The organism is Embleya sp. NPDC059213 (assembly GCF_042754445.1).
Taxonomy (GTDB): domain Bacteria; phylum Actinomycetota; class Actinomycetes; order Streptomycetales; family Streptomycetaceae; genus Embleya.
Genome location: NZ_JBHZAV010000041.1, coordinates 26940 through 44742, shown reverse-complemented (window position 1 = coordinate 44742; position 17803 = coordinate 26940). Strand labels below are relative to the sequence as shown.

Annotated in this window: 16 protein-coding genes; 7 read left to right on the top strand and 9 right to left on the bottom strand. The window is 72.6% G+C overall.

Translation table 11 applies throughout. From position 1 onward, the window contains the following. The first annotated feature begins 192 nt into the window (after positions 1-192). The 3 genes from ACFXMF_RS17710 to ACFXMF_RS17700 all read left to right on the top strand — a co-directional run bounded on the left by ACFXMF_RS17710 (position 193) and on the right by ACFXMF_RS17700 (position 3080). Positions 193-1086, top strand: a complete 894-nt coding sequence (locus ACFXMF_RS17710) for a phosphotransferase (RefSeq protein WP_360304996.1) — start codon at positions 193-195, stop codon at positions 1084-1086. Positions 1087-1121: 35 nt separating this feature from the next. Beyond that, positions 1122-1571: a nitroreductase family deazaflavin-dependent oxidoreductase gene (locus tag ACFXMF_RS17705; RefSeq protein ID WP_360304994.1), complete on the top strand. Its 450-nt coding sequence runs from the start codon at positions 1122-1124 to the stop codon at positions 1569-1571. A gap of 156 nt (positions 1572-1727) precedes the next feature. Beyond that, positions 1728-3080 (top strand): hypothetical protein, encoded by a 1353-nt coding sequence (locus tag ACFXMF_RS17700; RefSeq protein WP_379991612.1) that lies wholly within the window; start codon positions 1728-1730, stop codon positions 3078-3080. Between the two features lie 24 nt (positions 3081-3104). Here ACFXMF_RS17700 and ACFXMF_RS17695 read toward each other — a convergent pair whose 3' ends face one another. The 4 genes from ACFXMF_RS17695 to ACFXMF_RS17680 form a co-directional block, all read right to left on the bottom strand. Further along, entirely contained in the window at positions 3105-4130 is a 1026-nt protein-coding gene (locus ACFXMF_RS17695) for a 6-phosphofructokinase (RefSeq protein ID WP_360304990.1), read from the bottom strand. 148 nt (positions 4131-4278) lie between these two features. Next, the gene (locus ACFXMF_RS17690; protein WP_360304988.1) at positions 4279-4983 is read right to left on the bottom strand and encodes a response regulator transcription factor; all 705 of its coding nucleotides are present in this window, start codon (positions 4981-4983) and stop codon (positions 4279-4281) included. Then, a complete protein-coding gene (macS, locus tag ACFXMF_RS17685; RefSeq protein ID WP_360304986.1) occupies positions 4980-6128 on the bottom strand; it encodes a MacS family sensor histidine kinase in 1149 nt (382 codons plus the stop codon). The genes ACFXMF_RS17690 and macS overlap by 4 nt, the downstream gene beginning before the upstream one ends. Positions 6129-6160: 32 nt before the next feature. Beyond that, positions 6161-6949, bottom strand: coding sequence for a lysophospholipid acyltransferase family protein (locus tag ACFXMF_RS17680; protein ID WP_360304984.1), 789 nt, complete (start codon positions 6947-6949; stop codon positions 6161-6163). Between the two features lie 372 nt (positions 6950-7321). On the opposite strand from ACFXMF_RS17680, the gene ACFXMF_RS17675 reads away from it, so the two are divergent. From ACFXMF_RS17675 to ACFXMF_RS17665, 3 genes are all read left to right on the top strand, one after another. Continuing rightward, positions 7322-8101 carry an alpha/beta fold hydrolase gene (locus ACFXMF_RS17675; protein ID WP_360304982.1) on the top strand — a complete coding sequence of 260 codons (780 nt, stop codon included), beginning with the start codon at positions 7322-7324 and terminating at the stop codon, positions 8099-8101. A gap of 7 nt (positions 8102-8108) precedes the next feature. Further along, positions 8109-8960 carry a hypothetical protein gene (locus ACFXMF_RS17670; RefSeq protein ID WP_379991613.1) on the top strand — a complete coding sequence of 284 codons (852 nt, stop codon included), beginning with the start codon at positions 8109-8111 and terminating at the stop codon, positions 8958-8960. An 84-nt stretch (positions 8961-9044) separates the two neighbouring features. Further along, positions 9045-10883, top strand: coding sequence for a protein kinase (locus ACFXMF_RS17665; RefSeq protein ID WP_380017713.1), 1839 nt, complete (start codon positions 9045-9047; stop codon positions 10881-10883). Positions 10884-10898: 15 nt separating this feature from the next. On the opposite strand, the gene ACFXMF_RS17660 is transcribed toward ACFXMF_RS17665, so the two are convergent. From ACFXMF_RS17660 to ACFXMF_RS17645, 4 genes are all read right to left on the bottom strand, one after another. Then, positions 10899-11609 (bottom strand): endonuclease/exonuclease/phosphatase family protein, encoded by a 711-nt coding sequence (locus tag ACFXMF_RS17660; protein ID WP_360304976.1) that lies wholly within the window; start codon positions 11607-11609, stop codon positions 10899-10901. 102 nt (positions 11610-11711) lie between these two features. Further along, positions 11712-12650, bottom strand: a complete 939-nt coding sequence (locus ACFXMF_RS17655) for an ROK family glucokinase (RefSeq protein WP_360304974.1) — start codon at positions 12648-12650, stop codon at positions 11712-11714. A 154-nt stretch (positions 12651-12804) separates the two neighbouring features. Next, on the bottom strand, positions 12805-13272 hold the full coding sequence (locus tag ACFXMF_RS17650; RefSeq protein WP_360304972.1) for a DUF5304 family protein: 468 nt from the start codon (positions 13270-13272) through the stop codon (positions 12805-12807). Between the two features lie 110 nt (positions 13273-13382). Then, positions 13383-14678 (bottom strand): glycosyltransferase 87 family protein, encoded by a 1296-nt coding sequence (locus ACFXMF_RS17645; RefSeq protein WP_379989559.1) that lies wholly within the window; start codon positions 14676-14678, stop codon positions 13383-13385. Positions 14679-14733: 55 nt separating this feature from the next. Here ACFXMF_RS17645 and ACFXMF_RS17640 point away from each other — a divergent pair, with 55 nt between their 5' ends. Next, positions 14734-15882, top strand: coding sequence for a glycosyltransferase family 4 protein (locus ACFXMF_RS17640; protein ID WP_360304968.1), 1149 nt, complete (start codon positions 14734-14736; stop codon positions 15880-15882). 79 nt (positions 15883-15961) lie between these two features. On the opposite strand, the gene ACFXMF_RS17635 is transcribed toward ACFXMF_RS17640, so the two are convergent. Further along, positions 15962-17767 (bottom strand): AMP-dependent synthetase/ligase, encoded by a 1806-nt coding sequence (locus ACFXMF_RS17635; protein WP_360304966.1) that lies wholly within the window; start codon positions 17765-17767, stop codon positions 15962-15964. Positions 17768-17803: the final 36 nt, after the last annotated feature.

Sequence of the window (17803 nt, the reverse complement as noted above, 5' to 3'; positions counted from 1 at the left end):
CGCGTTGCTCGCCACGGTGCGGCGGAGGATCCTCGACCCCGTTCGTTGACCGGTTTCCAGTGGAGGGGGTTCCCGTGGGCTCCGATTGTCCGCCGCACGACCCCGTCGACTGGAGCGGTCGCAGACGCTGCCGCAAATGCGGAGTGACCTTCGGTGGGCCGCGTCCGCTGCCACCGTCGCCACCGGAAGCCGATGGCTGACCCGCCGCTCCCGCCGCCGCACTTCCATACGGCGCCGCGCACCCCCTGGGACGCACTGCCCACGGACGCGCGCGCCGCGGTCGAACGGTGTGCGGGACGCGTGCTGGCCGTCGCCACGGTGTGGGCCGGATTCAACTGCGAGTTCGCCGCGACCGTGACCACCGAACGGTCCCGCTACTTCGTCAAGGGTGTCCCGCGCGATCACCCGGCAATCCCGCAGCAGCGGGTGGAGGCCCGGGTCGCCCCGCATGTGGGGGCCGTCTCGCCGCGGCTGCGCTGGGAGGTGCGGCTGGACGACTGGGTGCTCCTGGGCTTCGACCACATCGTCGGCCGACACGCCGATTTCGCGCCCGGCACCGCGGATCTGCCGCTGGTCGCGGACGCGCTGCGCCGACTGGGCCGGGTCCCCGTCCATGATCTGCCGCTGCCGCGGATCGAGGAGCGCTGGCGCTCGCTGTTGACCAGCCGTCAGTTGGAACTGCTGCGCGGCGAGAGCCTGTTGCACACCGATCTGCATCCGCACAACGTGCTGATCGGCGATCGCGGCCCCCGCGCCTACCTGGTCGACTGGGCCCAGCCCGCCCGGGGCCCGGCGTGGATCGAGGTCACGCTCGTGGCCAGCCGGCTGATGGACGAGGGACACACCGCCGAGCAGGCCGCCTCGTGGGCGGACCGATTCGCCTGCTGGCGCACGGTATCCGGCGAGGCCATGGAGACCTTCGTCTTCGCCGCCACCAACCAGTGCGCGCGCGGCATCGGCGCCACCCACGCGGCCCCCTGGAACGCCCGCCTGACCGCCCTCGCCCAGGCCCGCGCGGCCCGGGCCCACCGCCGCGCGTACTCCCCCGAGCCCATGCGATCGCCCGGCCGGCCGACCCCCGAGTGAACCGCAACAACCGAACCCGTCCTTTGGAGGCACCGATGTCCGACCTCGACGCAACACCCAGTCCGCGCAAGTGGGTCGCCGACCAGGCCCGGCTCTACGAGGAGTCCGGCGGCACCAAGGGCACCACCATGCAGGGCGCGCCGTGTCTGCTCCTGGACACGCTCGGCCGCAGGAGCGGCGTCCGACACCGCACCGTGCTGATCCACGGACGCGACGGCGAGGACCACCTGATCGTGGCCTCGCTCGGCGGCTCGGACCACCACCCGCTGTGGTACCTGAACCTGACCGCCGACCCGAGGGTATGGCTGCGGGTGGGCACCGAACGGTTCGCCGCGATCGCCGAGACGCTCTCCCCCGAGGAGAAGGCGCGGGTGTGGCCGCACCTGGTCGAGGTGTTCCCGCCCTACGAGGGCTACCAGCGCAAGACCGAGCGGGACATCCCGGTGATCCGACTGCGTCGTACCGACGATCGACACGATTCCTGAGCCGGAACCCACCGGCCGGCCCGCACCCTCCGTCCGGGGTGGGGGCCGGCGTGTACCGCCCGGTTATATGGGTGGGAGCCGGCGCGTACCGCCCGGTAGGCTCCGGCCGTTCGCCCCGACGGTCGAGCACGCTCCTTCCTACGACGGGTACCCCGCATGCGCCTGCGTCGCTGTCTCGCCTCGACGGCCTTCCTCGTGCTGCTCGCCTCGCCCGTCGCGCACGCGGCGCCGCTCCCCGATCCCGCCGCCGACCAGGCGTCGGCGCAGACGCAGCAGGCCGAGCTGATCGGGTTGCCGGATCGGATCCGGCCGGCCGCTCCCGTCGAGGTCACCGCGAAGCTGCGCAACACGGGTGCGGTCGCGTTGTCGCTGACCCCGGTGGTGACGATCACCGGGGATCGCCGGATCGCCCCCCACCAGGCCCGGGTGGAGGTGCTGGATCCGACCCTGGGCACCTGGGTGGTCAGCACGCTGGACACCTCCGCCGCCGCGCCGCTGCCGTTCCCCGGTGGGCACGGCGAGACCTCGGGGCGGCTGGCACCGGGCGCCTCGGTCGAGTTCCGGGTGCGTTTCTCGATCGCGGCGAACGTCCCGGCGCAGTTCGTCAGCGTCGGCGTCGGTCCCCGCCAGGGGACTCCGGCCGACGCCGGCGAACCACGCTTCACCAGCGGCTTCTTCGCCGAGACGATGTTGCTCGGGCCGGACGGCGGCCTGCCCACCCGCCCGCCGCCGCCCGGCGAGACCCGCGGCCCGTCGGTGCCCGACGCGGCGCCGGATCGTATGGGCGGCGTCGCGAAGGTGTTGCCGACCCAACGGCGCGGCTCCGGCGCGACGTTCGCGCTGACCGGCGTGCCCGGTTGGCTGCGGGCGGGCGGCGGTGCCGCCGAGTTCCGACTCACCCTCTCCAACGACACCGACCGGGTGCTGGCCGGGGTGCGGCCGGAGTTGATATTCACCACCGGCCAGTCGCCGATCACGCCCGGACAACTGGTGGTCGAGGCTTACGACTCCTACCGACCCGGCTGGAACCCGGTCGATCTCACGGTGCTCACCGACCCGGCGAACGGTCGCAGCGCGCACCTGTCCGGAGCCCTGTCGCCGACTTCTTGGGACGAGCAACGCCCGTTGCCGCCGGGCGAGTTGGCGACCATCGCGATCCGGGTGTCGATCCCGGCCGGCTCCCCGGTGGCCGGAGGCGACCTCGCGGTGCTGGCCGGCGGCGGCCCGCCCGGACAGGTACCGGCCCGGCTCGTCTCCCGCAGCGACTTCCAGGTCTTCCACGTGCCCAACCCCGGCGCGCCGGGCGGCACTGCCCGGCTGCGCCCCGAACTGCCGCCGACCGCCCCGGACTCGGCGGCCGGGCAGCGCGGGGAGGACGAGAACGACCCGTTCACCCTGGCCACCGTCGCGGTCTGGGTCGGGCTGGCCGGCCTCGGCGCGACGATCGTGCACTTCGCGCGCAAGAACCGCCGGCAGAGCGTCGGGGCCGGACTCGGACCCGACGCCTGACTCGGCGTCATCCGTGCTCGCGGATCAGCCGAACAACACCTTCGCCTCGTCGTACAGCGCCGCCGGCACGGTCTTGAGTTCGCGGGTCGCCGCCTCCAGCGGCACGGTCACCACGTCCGTGCCCTGCAGCGCGACCATCCGGCCCCAGTCGCCCGCGTTGACCGCGTCGATCGCGTGGAAGCCGAACCGGGTGGCCAGCCAGCGGTCGAACGCGGTGGGCGTGCCGCCGCGCTGCACGTGGCCGAGCACGGTGGTGCGCGCCTCGTGGCCGGTGCGCTTCTCGATCTCCGCGGCCAGCCAGTCGCCGATGCCGGACAGCTTGACGTGGCCGAACGCGTCCAGCGTCCGGTCCTTGGTGACCATCTGGCCGGCCAGCGGGATGGCTCCCTCGGCGACCACGATGATCGGCGCGTAGTTGGTCCGGAAGCGGCTTTCCACCCACCCGCAGACCTCTTCGACGTCGAAGTTCTGCTCCGGGATCAGGATCACGTTCGCGCCGCCGGCCATCCCGGAGTGGATCGCGATCCAGCCCGCGTGCCGGCCCATCACCTCGACGATCAACACCCGCCGGTGCGACTCGGCGGTGGTGTGCAGCCGGTCGATCGCCTCGGTGGCGATGTTGACCGCGGTGTCGAAGCCGAAGGTGTAGTCGGTCGCGTTGAGGTCGTTGTCGATGGTCTTGGGCACCCCGACGACCTTGACGTCGTGCTCGTGCAGGCGGGTCGCGACGCCGAGGGTGTCCTCGCCGCCGATCGCCACCAGCGCGTCCACCTCGAACTTGGCCAGGTTCTCCCGGATCCGCTCGATGCCGCGATCGACCTTGATCGGGTTGGTCCGGGACGAGCCCAGGATGGTTCCGCCGCGCGGCAGGATGCCGCGTACGGCCTTGACGTCCAGCGGCATGGTGTCGCCCTCGAGCGGGCCGCGCCAGCCGTCCCGAAAGCCGATGAAGTCGTACCCGTAGTCCTGGACGCCCTTGCGGACGACCGCCCGGATCACCGCGTTCAGGCCCGGGCAGTCGCCGCCGCCGGTCAGTACTCCGACACGCATCGAAATCTCCGATTTCTTCCGTCCGGCACGATTCGCGGCCCACGCTACCGGTGCGAGAAGCCACCTCGACTCTTCCCACCACCCGTTCGAGGTACCCGACTTGATCGCATCGATCGGCCCGCGTCCGGGCGCGCTCGCTCCGACGGCCTCAGTCGTCCAGGCCCTTCTCGATGGCGTAGCGCACGAGTTCGACCCGGTTGTGCAGTTGCAGCTTGTTCAAGGTGTTCTGTACGTGGTTCTGCACGGTGCGGTGGGACAGGAACAACCGCTGGGCGATCTGCTTGTAGGACAGGCCCTTGGCGACCATCCGCAGCACCTCGGTCTCGCGGTCGGTCAGCCGCGGCGCGGCCGGGCCCTTGTCCGCGTCCTTGCGCGGCGGGTCGGTGGCCATCCGACGGAACTCGCCGAGCACCAGCCCGGCCAGCCCGGGAGTGAACACCGGGTCCCCGACCGCGGTCCGGCCCACCGCGTCGACCAGTTCCTCGCGACTCGCGGACTTGACCAGGTATCCGGTCGCGCCCGCCTTGACCGCCTCCAGCACGTCCTCCTGCTCGCCGCTCGCGGACAACACCAGGATCCGTACCGAGCGGTCCTGCCGGACCAGTTCGCGAGCCACCTCGACGCCCGGCAGCTTGGGCAGGTGCAGGTCCAGGATCACCACGTTCGGCGAGGTGGCCCGGGCCCGGCGGATCGCCTCGGGGCCGTCGCCGGCGGTGGCGACCACGTCGTAGCCGGCCGCCGCGAGGTCGCGGGCCACCGCCTCGCGCCACATCGGATGATCGTCGACGACCAGGACCTTCAGCGGCGTCGAAGCCGGTTCGGCGGTCGGTGTGGGTGTACTCGTGTCGCTCATCCGCTCCCCTGCCTGGGCACCCGGAACTCCAACTCGGTGCCTTCTCCCGTCACCGACGACCACACCACGGTGCCGCCGAGATCGCGCACCCGGCCCTCGATCGACTGGGCCACGCCCAACCGGCCCTGGGCCCGGGCGGTCGCCAGTCGGTCCGGAGCCATCCCCGAGCCGTCGTCCCGGACGCTGATCACGATCTCGTCCGGTTCGTCCTCGACCAGGATCCACGCGTTGGCCTGCTCGCCGGCATGCCGACGCACGTTGTCCAGGGCCGCCGCCACGGCCGCGGTCACCTCGCGCGCGGCCGGCGTCGGCAGCAGGACCGGTGTACCCGGCGAGGACACCGTCACCCGCGCGCCGGCGAACGCGCCCAGCAACACCCGCAGATCCTGTCGGGCCGGGTCGCCGCCCTCCCCGGAGCCGGGCAGGTCGGCCGACTCGATCCGGGCGGGCGTCGCCGAGATGAGTTGCCGCAGTGCCACCTCCTGCTCGCCGGCCAGCCTGCCCAGGCCCGCCGCGTCACCGCCGATCTCGGCCCCGCGGCGTTGTACCAGGGCGAGCACCTGAAGCACGCTGTCGTGGATGTCCCGGGCCAGCCGCTCCCGCTCGCGGGTGGCCGCCTCCAGTTGCAGCGCGCGGGCCAACGCCTGTTCGCTGACCCGGGCGATCTGCACCACGTAGCCGACCGCGCCGCCGGCGAGCAGCAACAGCACGGTGTTGTGCTGGTTGTCGGCGGTGAGCGCGCCGCGCTCGGCCACGTTGGACGCGCCGATCGCGAGCGCGGCCAGCGCACCGGTGCGCCAACCACCCTTGATCGCACAGGCCAGCACCGGCGCCGAGGCCCACACGGTGGGCAGCGTCATGGTGCCCTGGGCGATCCGCTCCGGGTCGTCCAGCCAGCGGGTGGCCAGCACACAGCTCACCGCCACGCACACGTCGATGATCAGCAGCGGCGGCGCGCGGAACCGGGGGCTGCGGAAGCCGTACGCGGTCGCCGCCGTCCAGATGGTCAGCAGCGCCATGATGGCCCAGCCGCCGGCCGGATAGCGGTACTCGTCCGCCACCTGCGCGTAACGCACGACCGCGTAGCTCAGCGCGAGCACCCGAAAGACCGTGAGTGCCCGCCAGAGCGACTGTTCGACCCCCACGTGAACCCCCAGGATGTGCCGAGTGCGCCCGGTCAGGCGGCGGGTCGGCCGGAACCGCCCGACGCGTCGTTCGGGTCGGCCGCGGCGCCGGCCTCCGGATCGGTGGCGCCCGTCTTCTCGGCCGCCTTGGCCGCCTGCCTGCGGGCCTCGTCGATCCGCTTCTTGGCATCGGCCGCGTACGTGTCGACGTACTCCTGGCCGGACAGTTCCATCAGCGCGTACATGATCTCGTCGGTGATCGCGCGCAGGATGAAGCGGTCGTCCTCCATGCCCTCGTAGCGGGAGAAGTCCAGCGGCTCGCCGACCTTGATCCCCACCCGCATCACCTTGGGCACGATCTTGCCGGGCGGCTGGATCTTCTCGGTGTCGATCATCGCCACCGGGATCACCGGGGCGTGCGACTCCAGCGCGAGCCGGGCGATCCCGGTCTTGCCCCGGTACAGCCGGCCGTCCGGCGAACGGGTGCCCTCGGGATAGATGCCGAACAGGTGCTCCTCGCGCAGCACCTTGAGTCCGGCGTTCAGCGCGGCCTCACTGGCCCGGCCACCGGTGCGGTCCACCGGGAGTTGGCCCACGCCCTTGAAGAACGCGGCGGTGAGCCGGCCCTTGACCCCGCGTCCGGTGAAGTAGTCCGACTTCGCCAGGAAGGTGATCCGCCGCGGGACCACGACGGGCAGGAAGAAGGAGTCCGAGAACGAGAGATGGTTGCTCGCCAAAATGGCCGGGCCCCGGTCCGGGATGTGCTCCTCGCCCTCCACCCAGGGGCGGAAGAAGAGCCTCAACACGGGGCCGACGATCATCTTCATCAGCCGGTAGAACAACCCTGACCTCCTCCTCGGGACAGGACGAACCCTAGAGCATGCCTTCCCGCCCGGACCCCGGTACGGCCCGGTCCGACCGACCCCGGGCGCGGGCGGCGAAAGCGGGCGCACGGGGCCCGGAGCCGGATCGCGCCCCGGGACGAAGGCGGGCATCCCGGGACGGGTGCGACCGGCGTCGCGCCGCTGTACGCATCGCGCACCCCCGTGGGACGATTCCGGAGCGCCCGGGTGTTGGGAGTAGTAGGCGGAACCACTCGCCGTCCGACCCCGTTATGGAACCTGTATCGCCGTCGTCCACCGGCCGGCACACCTTCGGGCCGACCACCCGGTCGGCCCGTCTCGCCAAGCCCGTCACCCCGAAGGAGCCCGTTGGTGTCGATCCTGCCCGGTGCCGAGCCCCACCACCACGACGGCGGCCCCGTCGGCGTCCTGCTGTGCCACGGCTTCACCGGCACGCCGCAGTCGATGCGGCCGTGGGCCGAACACCTCGCCGAGGCCGGTCTGTCCGTGTCGCTGCCGCTGTTGCCCGGGCACGGCACCCGCTGGCAGGACATGAACCTGACCACGTGGCAGGACTGGTACGCGGCCGTGGACCGCGCGTTCGACCGGTTGCGCGAGCGCTGCGACACGGTGTTCGTGATGGGCCTGTCGATGGGCGGCGGTCTGGCCCTGCGGCTGGCCCAGCAACACGGCGACGAAGTGGCCGGCCTGGTGCTGGTCAATCCCTCGGTACAGGCCGACGACCCCAAGGTCAGGCTGTTGCCGGTGTTGCGCCACGTCATACCGTCGGTGCCCGGCATCGCGTCGGACATCCGCAAGGAGGGCTCGGTGGAGCTCGCCTATCCGCGCACGCCGGTGAAGGCGGCGTACTCGCTGTCCCGCTTCTGGCGTGTGGTCGGCGCCGATCTGCCACAGGTCACCCAGCCGGTGCTGCTCCTGCACAGCCCGCACGATCACGTGGTCTCGCCGGCCAACTCGGAGACGGTGCTGGCCCGGATCTCCTCCACGGACGTCACCGACGTCCTGCTCAACGACAGCTACCACGTGGCGACGCTCGATCACGACGCGGAACGGATCTTCGCATCCAGCCTGGAGTTCGTACACCGGCTCGCGCCGGACGCACGGACTCCGGAGACGGCCGAGAGGGACTGAACGAACGGTGCGCGGACGTGGCAACGGACTCGACGCGGAGTCCTTCAAGCCCCTGACCGACCTCGACCCCGAGGCGGCGGACGTGATGCTGGTCGCCCTGCGGGAAGCGGGGGTCGCGGCATACGTCTCGACGTTGGAGCCTCGGGACGCGGACGAGGAACCCGAACAGATCGAACGGCTGTGGGTGGACGCGACGGCGACGTCGCGGGCCCGGGCGATCCTGCGCTCGCTGACCGAGCCCTCCTCGCCCCGCTCCCGGGCCAAGGAGGCGACGGGCGGACCCGCCGACATCCCCCAGGTGGATCCGCCGCGCGCGGAGGGCGCCGACCGGGCGGAACCGGCGAAGCGGGCCGAGCCCGCCGAGGCCGCGACACCCGCCGAACGCCCGGGCGACGACGAGGTGTGGGCGCAGATCGTCGCGTCCTTCGACACCGACGTGGCCGACCCGGTCCCGCGCTGGCCGGTCGCCGAGGACCTGGGCGGCGAGCGTCCCGAGCGCGACGAGCCGCCCACCGACGGGTCGTTCAAGGTCGCGGTGCCCGCCGCGGGGCCGCGCGACTACTCGCTGGCGCCACCGGGATCGCCGGTGATCGACGAGTTGGACGAGGACCCGGAGGAACACTTCGTCCCGCCTCCGCCGCCCCCGCTGCCCAAGACCGACGCGGCCACCAAGGTCGCCTGGATCGCGCTGGTGGGCGGTCCGCTCTACCTGCTCGTGTCGGTGCTGCTCGGCCGCCCGGTCGGGCCGTGGACCTCGTTCGCCGCGTTCGCCGCGTTCACCGGCGGATTCGTAGCGCTGGTGGCACGGATGCGGCGAGATCGGGACGAGGACGACCCGGACGACGGCGCGGTGGTCTGACTCGGCGTCACCCGGGTCGGCGGCGGCGGGTTTCGACGAGACGTCATCCCGCATTCCGAGTCCGGGTCCGGGTACCTTCCTTGCGTGGACGCGGATAACGAGGGACGCCTGATCGGCGAGCGCTACCTGCTCGCCGACCGACTCGGGCGAGGCGGCATGGGTGCGGTCTGGCGGGCCCGGGATCAGGTCCTGGGCCGCGAGGTCGCGGTGAAGGAGATGCTGCCGCAGCCGGGGGCGGACGACGCCGAGCGGGCCCGGCTGCGCGAGCGCGCCGCCCGCGAGGCGCGCGCCGCCGCCCGGCTGAGCCACCCCTCGGTGGTCCGCGTCTACGACGTGGTCGAGGAGGACGATCGGCCTTGGATCGTCATGGAGTTGGTTCCCTCGCGCTCGCTGGCCGAGCTGATTCGCGCCGACGGCCCGATGGCCGCCGACCGGGTCGCCGAGATCGGCCTGACCATGATCGACGCACTGCGCACCGCACACGCGGCCGGCATCCTGCACCGGGACGTCAAGCCCGGCAACGTGCTGATCACGCTCGACGACCGGGCCGTGCTCAGCGACTTCGGCATCGCGGTGGTCGAGGGCGACTCGTCGGTGACCCAGTCGGGCGTGGTGCTCGGCGCGCCGGCGTACATTCCGCCGGAACGGGCCAAGGGCCTGAATCCGACGGCGGCTTCGGACCTGTGGTCGCTCGGCGCCACCCTCTACGCGGCGGTCGAGGGCAAGGCCCCCTTCGAGCGCTCGACGCCGCTGGCCACGCTGACCGCGATCGTCAGCGAGGAGCCGGCGCCGGCCAAGCACGCGGGCGCGCTCGACCCGGTGTTGCGCGCGCTGTTGGCCCGGGACCCGCAGGAGCGGCCGGACGCGGCGGAGGCCGAGGCCATGCTGCGGGAGGCCCTGCGCGAGATCCGGGAGGAGAACTCGGCCACCCGGGTGCTGCCGCTCCCGCCGGTGCCGCTGTTGCCCCGCCCCGCGCCGAAGGCGCCGGAGGTGGAACCCGAGCCGGCGTCGAGGGCGGAGTCGACGGCCGAATCGATACCCGCGGCGGTGCCCGCGATGCGCTCGATCGAGCCGGATCCGGACGAAATACCCCGGGGCGACGCGGAGATGGCGTCCCCGCTCGTCCCACCCCCCGCACCACCCGACACATCCGAGCGCCCGGCCCGCACCTGGCCCCGGCTGCCGCTGCCGGCCGCGATCGCGGCCCTGGTGGTCTTCGGCGTCGTGATCGGCCTGATCCTCTTCCTGATCGCCCCCGGGGACGACAAGAAGCCCACCGCGAAGGGCACCGGCGACACCAACTCGCCCGCCCCGCAGGGCAGTCCGTCGGCATCGACCTCGCCGAGCAGCGCCGCGTCCGCCCCGGCGGCGGGCTCACTCACCCAGCCGCCGCCGAACACCGAACCGCCGCAAACCGGGGCCGGCAGCCCACCCGCGCAGACCACACCGCCGACCGAGCCACCGCCGACCGGCTCGAACGGCCTGCCGGCGGGCTGGACTTCGTACACGGGTAACACCACCGGCTACCGGATCGGCCTGCCCCCTGGGTGGAGCAAGGTCAAGACCGACCAGTCGCAGGAGTTCTTCGCCAACGCGGAGCGCACGCTCAAGCTCAACGTGGACACCGTGCCCAGTTCGCCGACCGACCCGGTCCAGGACTGGAAGGATCTGGAGCCCGACGTACGCCGCAGTTTCCCCAACTACCAAAAGGTGTCCATCGAGAAGGCGACGTACCGCGACTACCCCGCCGCCGCCTGGCACTTCACCTATGGCAGTTCGGTCAGGCACCACGTGCTCAACCTGGGCTTCACGGTCCCGTCCGGCCGGGGCTATTCGCTCTACATGGACACCCCGGACGCGGTCTGGAACGACCCGGCCACCCAGGAGTTGTTGGCCGGCTTCATGGCCACCTTCCAGCCCTGACCCCGCGCGCCACCCTCAGCCGGCGGGCACCCGCAGGACGGCCAGCACCGGGCGGTGGTCGGAGGCCGCGGCGTACTCGGCGTCCGTGACATCGTCGGGCACGCCGCACCCGAGCACCTCGATGCCCCCGGAGGCGAACACGCCGTCCACCCGGCGACCGGGATCGCGGCGCGGCGAGGTGAACTCCGAGCCGTCGGGCGCGATCGCGTAGCCGTCCTGCAACTCCTCGGCCAGCCGGTCCCACCCGGGCCGACCGGCCGATTCGTTGAAGTCCCCGGCCAGCACCCGGTGTTCGACACCGAGCCCGGCCAACCGGCGCAACACCAGCTCGACGTGCGCCGAGCGCTCGGCGGCGTCCAGGCCCAACTGCGTGGCGGCCACCGCGAATTCCGCGCCGCCCACCTCGACCACGGCGCCGGCCATCCCGCGCTGCCCCAGCCCGGGCGTACGCGGCAACAACACGTCCTGCGCCCGGCGCACCCGCACCCGCAGACCCCCCAGCAACAGCGGGCCGGCCGCAGTGCCCCCGCCGGTTATCACCACCAGGCCGCACTCGCGTGCGAACCGGGCCACCGCGTGCCGCCACCGCAACGATCGCGGCGCCTCCTGGACACACAGCAGATCCGGCGCGCAGTGTCGAACGATGCGCACCACGGCCTCCCGGTCGTCGCGCAACGAGCGCACGTTGTACGACATGACCCGGATCCCACCGGTACCGACAGTCACAGCAGCCCCCTTGCCCGGTTTCCGGCCGCTCGCCCGGATCGACCGGCTCGTCCGTCCGCCCGACGCACGGGCGGTGTGTCGCACGCGAAGTCGCGGTACGGGTCAGTGCCGGGCCAGGTCCGCCGCGCCGACCAGTCCCGCGTCGCTGCCCAGCGAGGCCACCACGACCTCGGCGCCGAGCCGGTGGCCCCGGCGCAGCACACTGCGGTAGGTCTCCAGGGCGGGGACCAGCAGCAGGTCGCCCGCGTCCGAGACACCGCCGCCGATCACGAACGCGGCGGGGTCCAGCACCGCCGACAGGTCGGCCAGGCCCTGGCCGAGCCACGTGCCCAGTTCGCGGAAGGCGGCGAGCGCGACCGGGTCGCCCAGCAGCGCGGCCTGGGTGACGTGCGGGCCCTGGATGCCGGCGGGCGTGCCGTTGCCGAGCGCGAGCAGCTTCTCCGCGGCCTCGGGCATGCCGGCCGCGCGGTCGCGGGCGTAGCGGGTCAGCGCGCTGCCGCTGGCGTACTGCTCCCAGCAGCCGTAGTTGCCGCACGGACAGGCGATGCCGTTCGGAACCACCCGCATGTGTCCGGGCTCACCCGCTATCCCGCCGCCGCCCCGGTACAACTCGCCGCCGAACACGATCGCCCCGCCGATGCCGGTGCCGACGGTCACGCACATCACGTTGGTGTGACCCGCGGCGGCGCCGAAGCGGACCTCGCCCCACGCGGCCGCGTTGGCGTCGTTCTCCACCACGACCGGGAGGCCGATCAGCGCCTCCATCCGGTCCCGCAGCGGTTCGCCGACCCACGCGCCGACGTTGGCCGAGAACAGCACCGTCGACCGGTCCGCGCCGATGAAGCCGGCCGCACCGAGCCCGACCGCCTCCACGACGTGGTTCTGCCGCAGGGTGTCCACCGCCTCGGCGATCACCTGCGCGGTGCCATCGGCGTCCTTGGGGGTGGCGATCTTGAGCCGATCGAGGATCACCCCGTCGGCGTCGACCACGCCCGCGAGGATTTTGGTGCCACCGATGTCGACACCGATCGTGAGTCCCATGTCGTCCCAAGCTCGTTCGCGTGCATTGCCCGCAACGGATCGTACTGGTCCCTTCCCCGGGTCCACCCCACCCGTACGCCCGCAGGTCACCGCGGGGATGCCCGCTCACGGGCCGGCGGAGGGGCACCCGACCACGCCCGGGCGCGCACTCGCGCTATTCGTCGTCGAGCCGAATCCGCTCGGTCTCGGCCGGCTTCGCGGCCCACCGACGCTCGCGATCGCCGACGAAGGCCCGGTACGCGGACGCCAACTCGGCCCCGGCCGCGGCCAGGTGCGCGGCGACCTCGGGATGCCTGCGCACGACCTGCTCGCGCACCGCGTCGGCCTGCTCCACGAGGGTCTCGGCCAACCTGCGCGCCTCCTCCGCCAACCGCGCGGCGGGCGCCTCGTCCCCCTTGTCGCCCCCGGTCAACGAGTCGGCGAGCCTGCGCGCCTCCTCCCCCAGCCGCGCCCAGGGATCGGCCCGCTCGCCGCCGTCCCGCTCGGCACGCACTCGATCGTCGGCGTCCCCGGCGTCTGCGGCGTCCGCATCGGCCGGCGGCACCCGATCCGTGCTGTCCGCCCACGCACCCGCGTCGTCCTTTGCCCCGCCCTTGCCCGTCACCCGCTCATCAGGATCCATCCGACGCATTGTCCGCGCTCCCGCGGCGCAACGCGAACACGACGGCGCACCGCCGAAGGCGGAACCGCGCCCCTCGGCCGGCCCGCGAGGCAGGAAACCGAGCCCGGCCCCTACACGGCGGTCTGCGCCGGCCGCCGATCGGCACCGCCCGGCGCCGCCCGCTCCCCCGCCCCGGCCACGTCCCCGACGGCCCGACTCGCCCGCCACAACCGCTGGCCCGACACCACCGTCGCCGCCACCAGCAGCGCGTTGCGCAACCCGAGGACGAACACCGCGTGCGGCCGGGAGCCGAGCAACTCACCGAACCAGATCGGGAATTCGAGCAAAGTGAGCGGCATCGCACACAGCAGCAGCACGGCCACCGGACGCTGTGTGGTGTCCGGCCGCACCAGGCACACCGCCGCCAGCCCGATCAGCCACACCAGATACTGCGGGCTGATCACCCGACTGGTCACCACGAAGATCAGCACCGCGCACAGCGCCGCGTCGCACGCCGTCGCGCCGGTGAACCGACCCGCCCGCACCCGCCAGCACACCAGCCAACCGAAACCGAGCACGCCGGCGACCAGGCCGAGCCGGCCGACCGCCAGGACGTACGGGCCGTGGAACTCCAGCGAGCCGTAGCTCTCCCGCACCTCACCGCTCCAGCCGAACCGGGTCGCCAGGTGGAAGCCCATCGCGAACACCGACTCGACCTCGATGCCGCGTTCGCGCTGAAAGCCCACGAACGCGAACGCGCCGGGCAACACGGCGGCGCAGCCGAGCACCACGGCCGCGCCGCCGAGCAGGGTCCAGCCGTACACCCGGGCCGTTCGGGTCCGCCCGCGCAGGCCGACGAAGATCAGCACCGGCCAAACCTTGACCGCCGTCGCGACCCCCGCCAGCAGACCCGCGAGCCGGGTGCGATCGCCGCGCCGGCCACCGATCAGCAGCAGCGCGGCCACCGTCGGCGCGGTCACCGCGAGGTCGTAGCGAGCGAGCACTATCGGTCCGAGCAACGGCACCGCCACGACCCACAGGGCCGCCCCGTGTGGCAGGCCCCCGCGCCGGATCGTCCGCGCCAACAACCACAACACCACCGCGTCGGCGATGACTATCACCAGGTAGACCGACGTCGCGTAGTCGAACGGCAGCAGCCCGGGCAGCAGCAGCACCCCCGCCGCACCCGGCGGGTACTGCCAGCGCACGTCGTCCGCCGGAAAGGTCCCCGAGCGCAGCACGTAAAACCACTCGCGATAGATGGCCCGCGCGTCGCCGGTCACGAACGGCCACGGATTGGGCACCACGTCCATCGCGGTGAGCAACAGCAGGAGTCGGGTCGCCACCCAGACCGATGCGATGGCCCACAGGACCCCGGACGGACTGCGTAACACGCTCCGCGGGTGGTGCGAACGAGCAAGGCTCACCCCCGGATCGTATCGACGCCGGCGGCACCGATCCCCCGGTCTGGGATCCTCGATCGTGATGAAGACCTTGATCGTCACCAACGACTTCCCGCCGCGTCCCGGCGGCATCCAGTCCTTCGTGCACTCGATGGCCCTGCGGCTGCCCGCCGACGGCGTCGTGGTCTACACGTCGTCGTGGAAGGACCGGGCGGAAATGGCCGCGTTCGACGCGGCACAACCCTTCCCGGTGGTGCGCGACCGCACGCCGATGCTGGTGCCCACGCCCGGTGCGGTCCGCCGGGCCCGCGAGATCGCCCGCGCCGAGGGCTGCGACACCGCGTGGTTCGGCGCGGCGGCGCCGCTGGGCCTGATGGCGCCCCGGCTGCGCGCGGTCGGCGTCGAGCGGCTGGTGGCCACCACGCACGGGCACGAGGCGGGCTGGGCGGTACTGCCCGGGGCGCGGCGATTGTTGCGGCGCATCGGCGAGGGCGTGGACACCGTCACCTATCTGGGCGAGTACACCCGCGCGAAGATCGCCCCCGCGCTCACCCCGGCGGCCGCCGCCCGGATGGTGCAACTGCCGCCCGGTGTGGACGAGAAGCTCTTCCGCCCGGACGTGGGCGGGGTCGAGGTGCGCGCCCGGCACGGGTTGGCCGATCGGCCCGTGGTGGTGTGCGTGTCGCGCCTGGTCCCGCGCAAGGGCCAGGACGTACTGATCCACGCCCTGCCGCGAATTCGACGGCGGGTGCCGGACGCGGCCCTGCTGATCGTCGGCGCCGGACCGTACCGGGACCGGCTGGAGGCGATGGTGGACGAGGTCGGGGTACGCGATTCGGTGGTGTTCACCGGCGCCGTGCCGTGGGCCGAGTTGCCCGCGCACCACGAGGCCGGTGACGTGTTCGCGATGCCGTGCCGGACCCGGCGCAAGGGGCTGGACGTGGAGGGCCTGGGCATCGTCTACCTGGAGGCGTCCGCGGTGGGCCGGCCGGTCGTGGCGGGCGACTCGGGCGGTGCGCCGGACGCGGTCCTGGCCGGGGAGACCGGCTACGTGGTGAACGGGCGTTCGCCGGCCGACGTCGCGGACAAGGTGGCGGGCCTGCTGGCCGACCCGGCACTCGCCGCCCGGATGGGCGCGGCGGGCCGGCGCTGGGTGGAGCGGGAGTGGCGCTGGGATCTGCTGTCGGGGCGGCTGCGCGGGCTGCTGGACCCCGACGGGGCGACCTGAGCCGGCTCGTGCCGCAGGCGGCCGGCCCGGGAACCCCCCGGACCGCCCGCCTGCGTCGTCGGCAGCGCCCGCCGTGTGCTCAGCCCTCGTAGATCTTCTCGATGTCCTGCTCGAAGTCCCGCAGCACCAGGTTGCGCTTGAGCTTGAGGGACGGCGTCACGTGGCCGCTCTCCTCGGTGAAGTTGATGGTCAACACCCGGAACTTGCGCACCCCCTCGGCCCGCGACACGGCCTTGTTGCCCTCGTCGATCGCGTCCTGCACGGCGGCCAGCAGGTCCGGGTCCTCGGCGAGGTCGGCAACGCTCGCGTCGGCGGGCTTGCCGTGTTGTTCCTTCCAGGTCGGGAATGCCTCCGGGTCGATGGTGATCAGCGCGCCGACGAACGGGCGGCGGTCGCCGACCACCATGCACTCGCTGATCAGCGGGTGGGCGCGGATGCGGTCCTCGATCACGGCCGGGGCGATGTTCTTGCCGCCCGCGGTGACCAGGATCTCCTTCTTGCGCCCGGTCACGGTCAAAAAGCCGTCGTCGTCCAACACGCCGATGTCGCCGGTGCGGAACCAGCCGTCCTCGAACGCGTCGGCGGTGGCCGCGTCGTTCTTCCAATAGCCGGTGAACACGTTCGGACCCTTGGCCATGATCTCGCCGTCCTCGGCGATCCGCACCGTCGAACCGGGCACCGGCCGGCCGACCGTACCGATGCGAATCCCGACCGCCGGGTTGACCGTGTGCGCGGCGCAGGTCTCGGTCAGGCCGTAGCCCTCCAGGACGGTGAAGCCGATGCCGCGGAAGAAGTGTCCGAGCCGGGTGCCCAGCGGCGCGCCCCCGGAGATCGCGTGGGTGGCCTGGCCGCCCAGCGCCGCGCGCAGCTTGCCGTAGACCAGCTTGTCGAACACCTTGTGCTTGAGCCTGAGGCCCAGGCTGATGCTCGCCGCGTCCATGCCCTCGCTGTAGGCGATCGCCGTTTCGGCCGCCATCTCGAAGATCCGGCCCTTGCCGTCCGCCTGCGCCTTGGCCGAGGCCGCGTTGTAGACCTTCTCGAACACACGGGGCACCGCGAGCACGAAGGTCGGCTGGAAGGACGCGAGTTCCTTGGTCAGGTCCTTGACGTCGGGACAGTGCCCGATGCGTACCCGGGCCATGATGCAGCCGATCTCCAGGATCCGGCCGAGCACGTGCGCCAGCGGCAGGAACAGCAGACAGCTCGACTTCTCCGGGACGAACAGCTGGGTCAGCAGCGCGACCACGTTGCCCAGCTCCGCCTGGAAGTTGCCGTGCGTGAGGATGCAGCCCTTGGGCCGCCCGGTGGTGCCGGAGGTGTAGATGATGGTCGCCACCGAGTCGGCGCGCAGGGTCGCGCTGCGCTCCTCGACCACGGCGTCGGACACGTCCTGCCCGGCGCCGACCAGCGCGGCCACGGCGCTCTCGCCGACGCCCTCGTCGATCCGCCACACGTGCTTGAGCTCGGGCAGCCGCTCCCGGGCCCGCTCGATCGCGCCCTCGTGCGCGGAGGTCTCCACGATCACCGCGCGCGCGCCCGAGTCGATCAGGATCCATTCGAGCTGCTCGGCCGAGGAAGTCTCGTAGATCGGCACCGAGATCGCGCCGGCGCACCAGATGGCGAAGTCGACCAGCGTCCACTCGTAGCGCGTGCGCGACATCAGGCCGATCCGGTCGCCGGGCTCGATGCCCGACGCGATCAGGCCCTTGGCGATCTCGTACACCTCGGCCAGGAACCGGGTCGAGGTCACATCGGTCCAGCGTCCGCCCACCTTGCGGGCGAGCGCCGGGGCATCCGGTGCCTCCGCGGCGTTGCGCTTGATGAGGTCGGTCAGGTTGCCCTCCGCGGGAACCTCGGCCAGGGCCGGGACGCTGCACTCGCGCACTGATGCTCCTCGTTGCGGTCTCGGCGCCGGGGTACG

Bases quoted from the DNA above. Each gene is read 5' to 3' on its own strand.
- ACFXMF_RS17710 (WP_360304996.1), top strand. From the start codon at position 193: ATGGCTGACCCGCCGCTCCCGCCGCCGCACTTCCATACGGCGCCGCGC.
- ACFXMF_RS17705 (WP_360304994.1), top strand. From the start codon at position 1,122: ATGTCCGACCTCGACGCAACACCCAGTCCGCGCAAGTGGGTCGCCGAC.
- ACFXMF_RS17700 (WP_379991612.1), top strand. From the start codon at position 1,728: ATGCGCCTGCGTCGCTGTCTCGCCTCGACGGCCTTCCTCGTGCTGCTC.
- ACFXMF_RS17695 (WP_360304990.1), bottom strand. From the start codon at position 4,130: ATGCGTGTCGGAGTACTGACCGGCGGCGGCGACTGCCCGGGCCTGAAC.
- ACFXMF_RS17690 (WP_360304988.1), bottom strand. From the start codon at position 4,983: ATGAGCGACACGAGTACACCCACACCGACCGCCGAACCGGCTTCGACG.
- ACFXMF_RS17655 (WP_360304974.1), bottom strand. From the start codon at position 12,650: ATGGGACTCACGATCGGTGTCGACATCGGTGGCACCAAAATCCTCGCG.
- ACFXMF_RS17650 (WP_360304972.1), bottom strand. From the start codon at position 13,272: ATGGATCCTGATGAGCGGGTGACGGGCAAGGGCGGGGCAAAGGACGAC.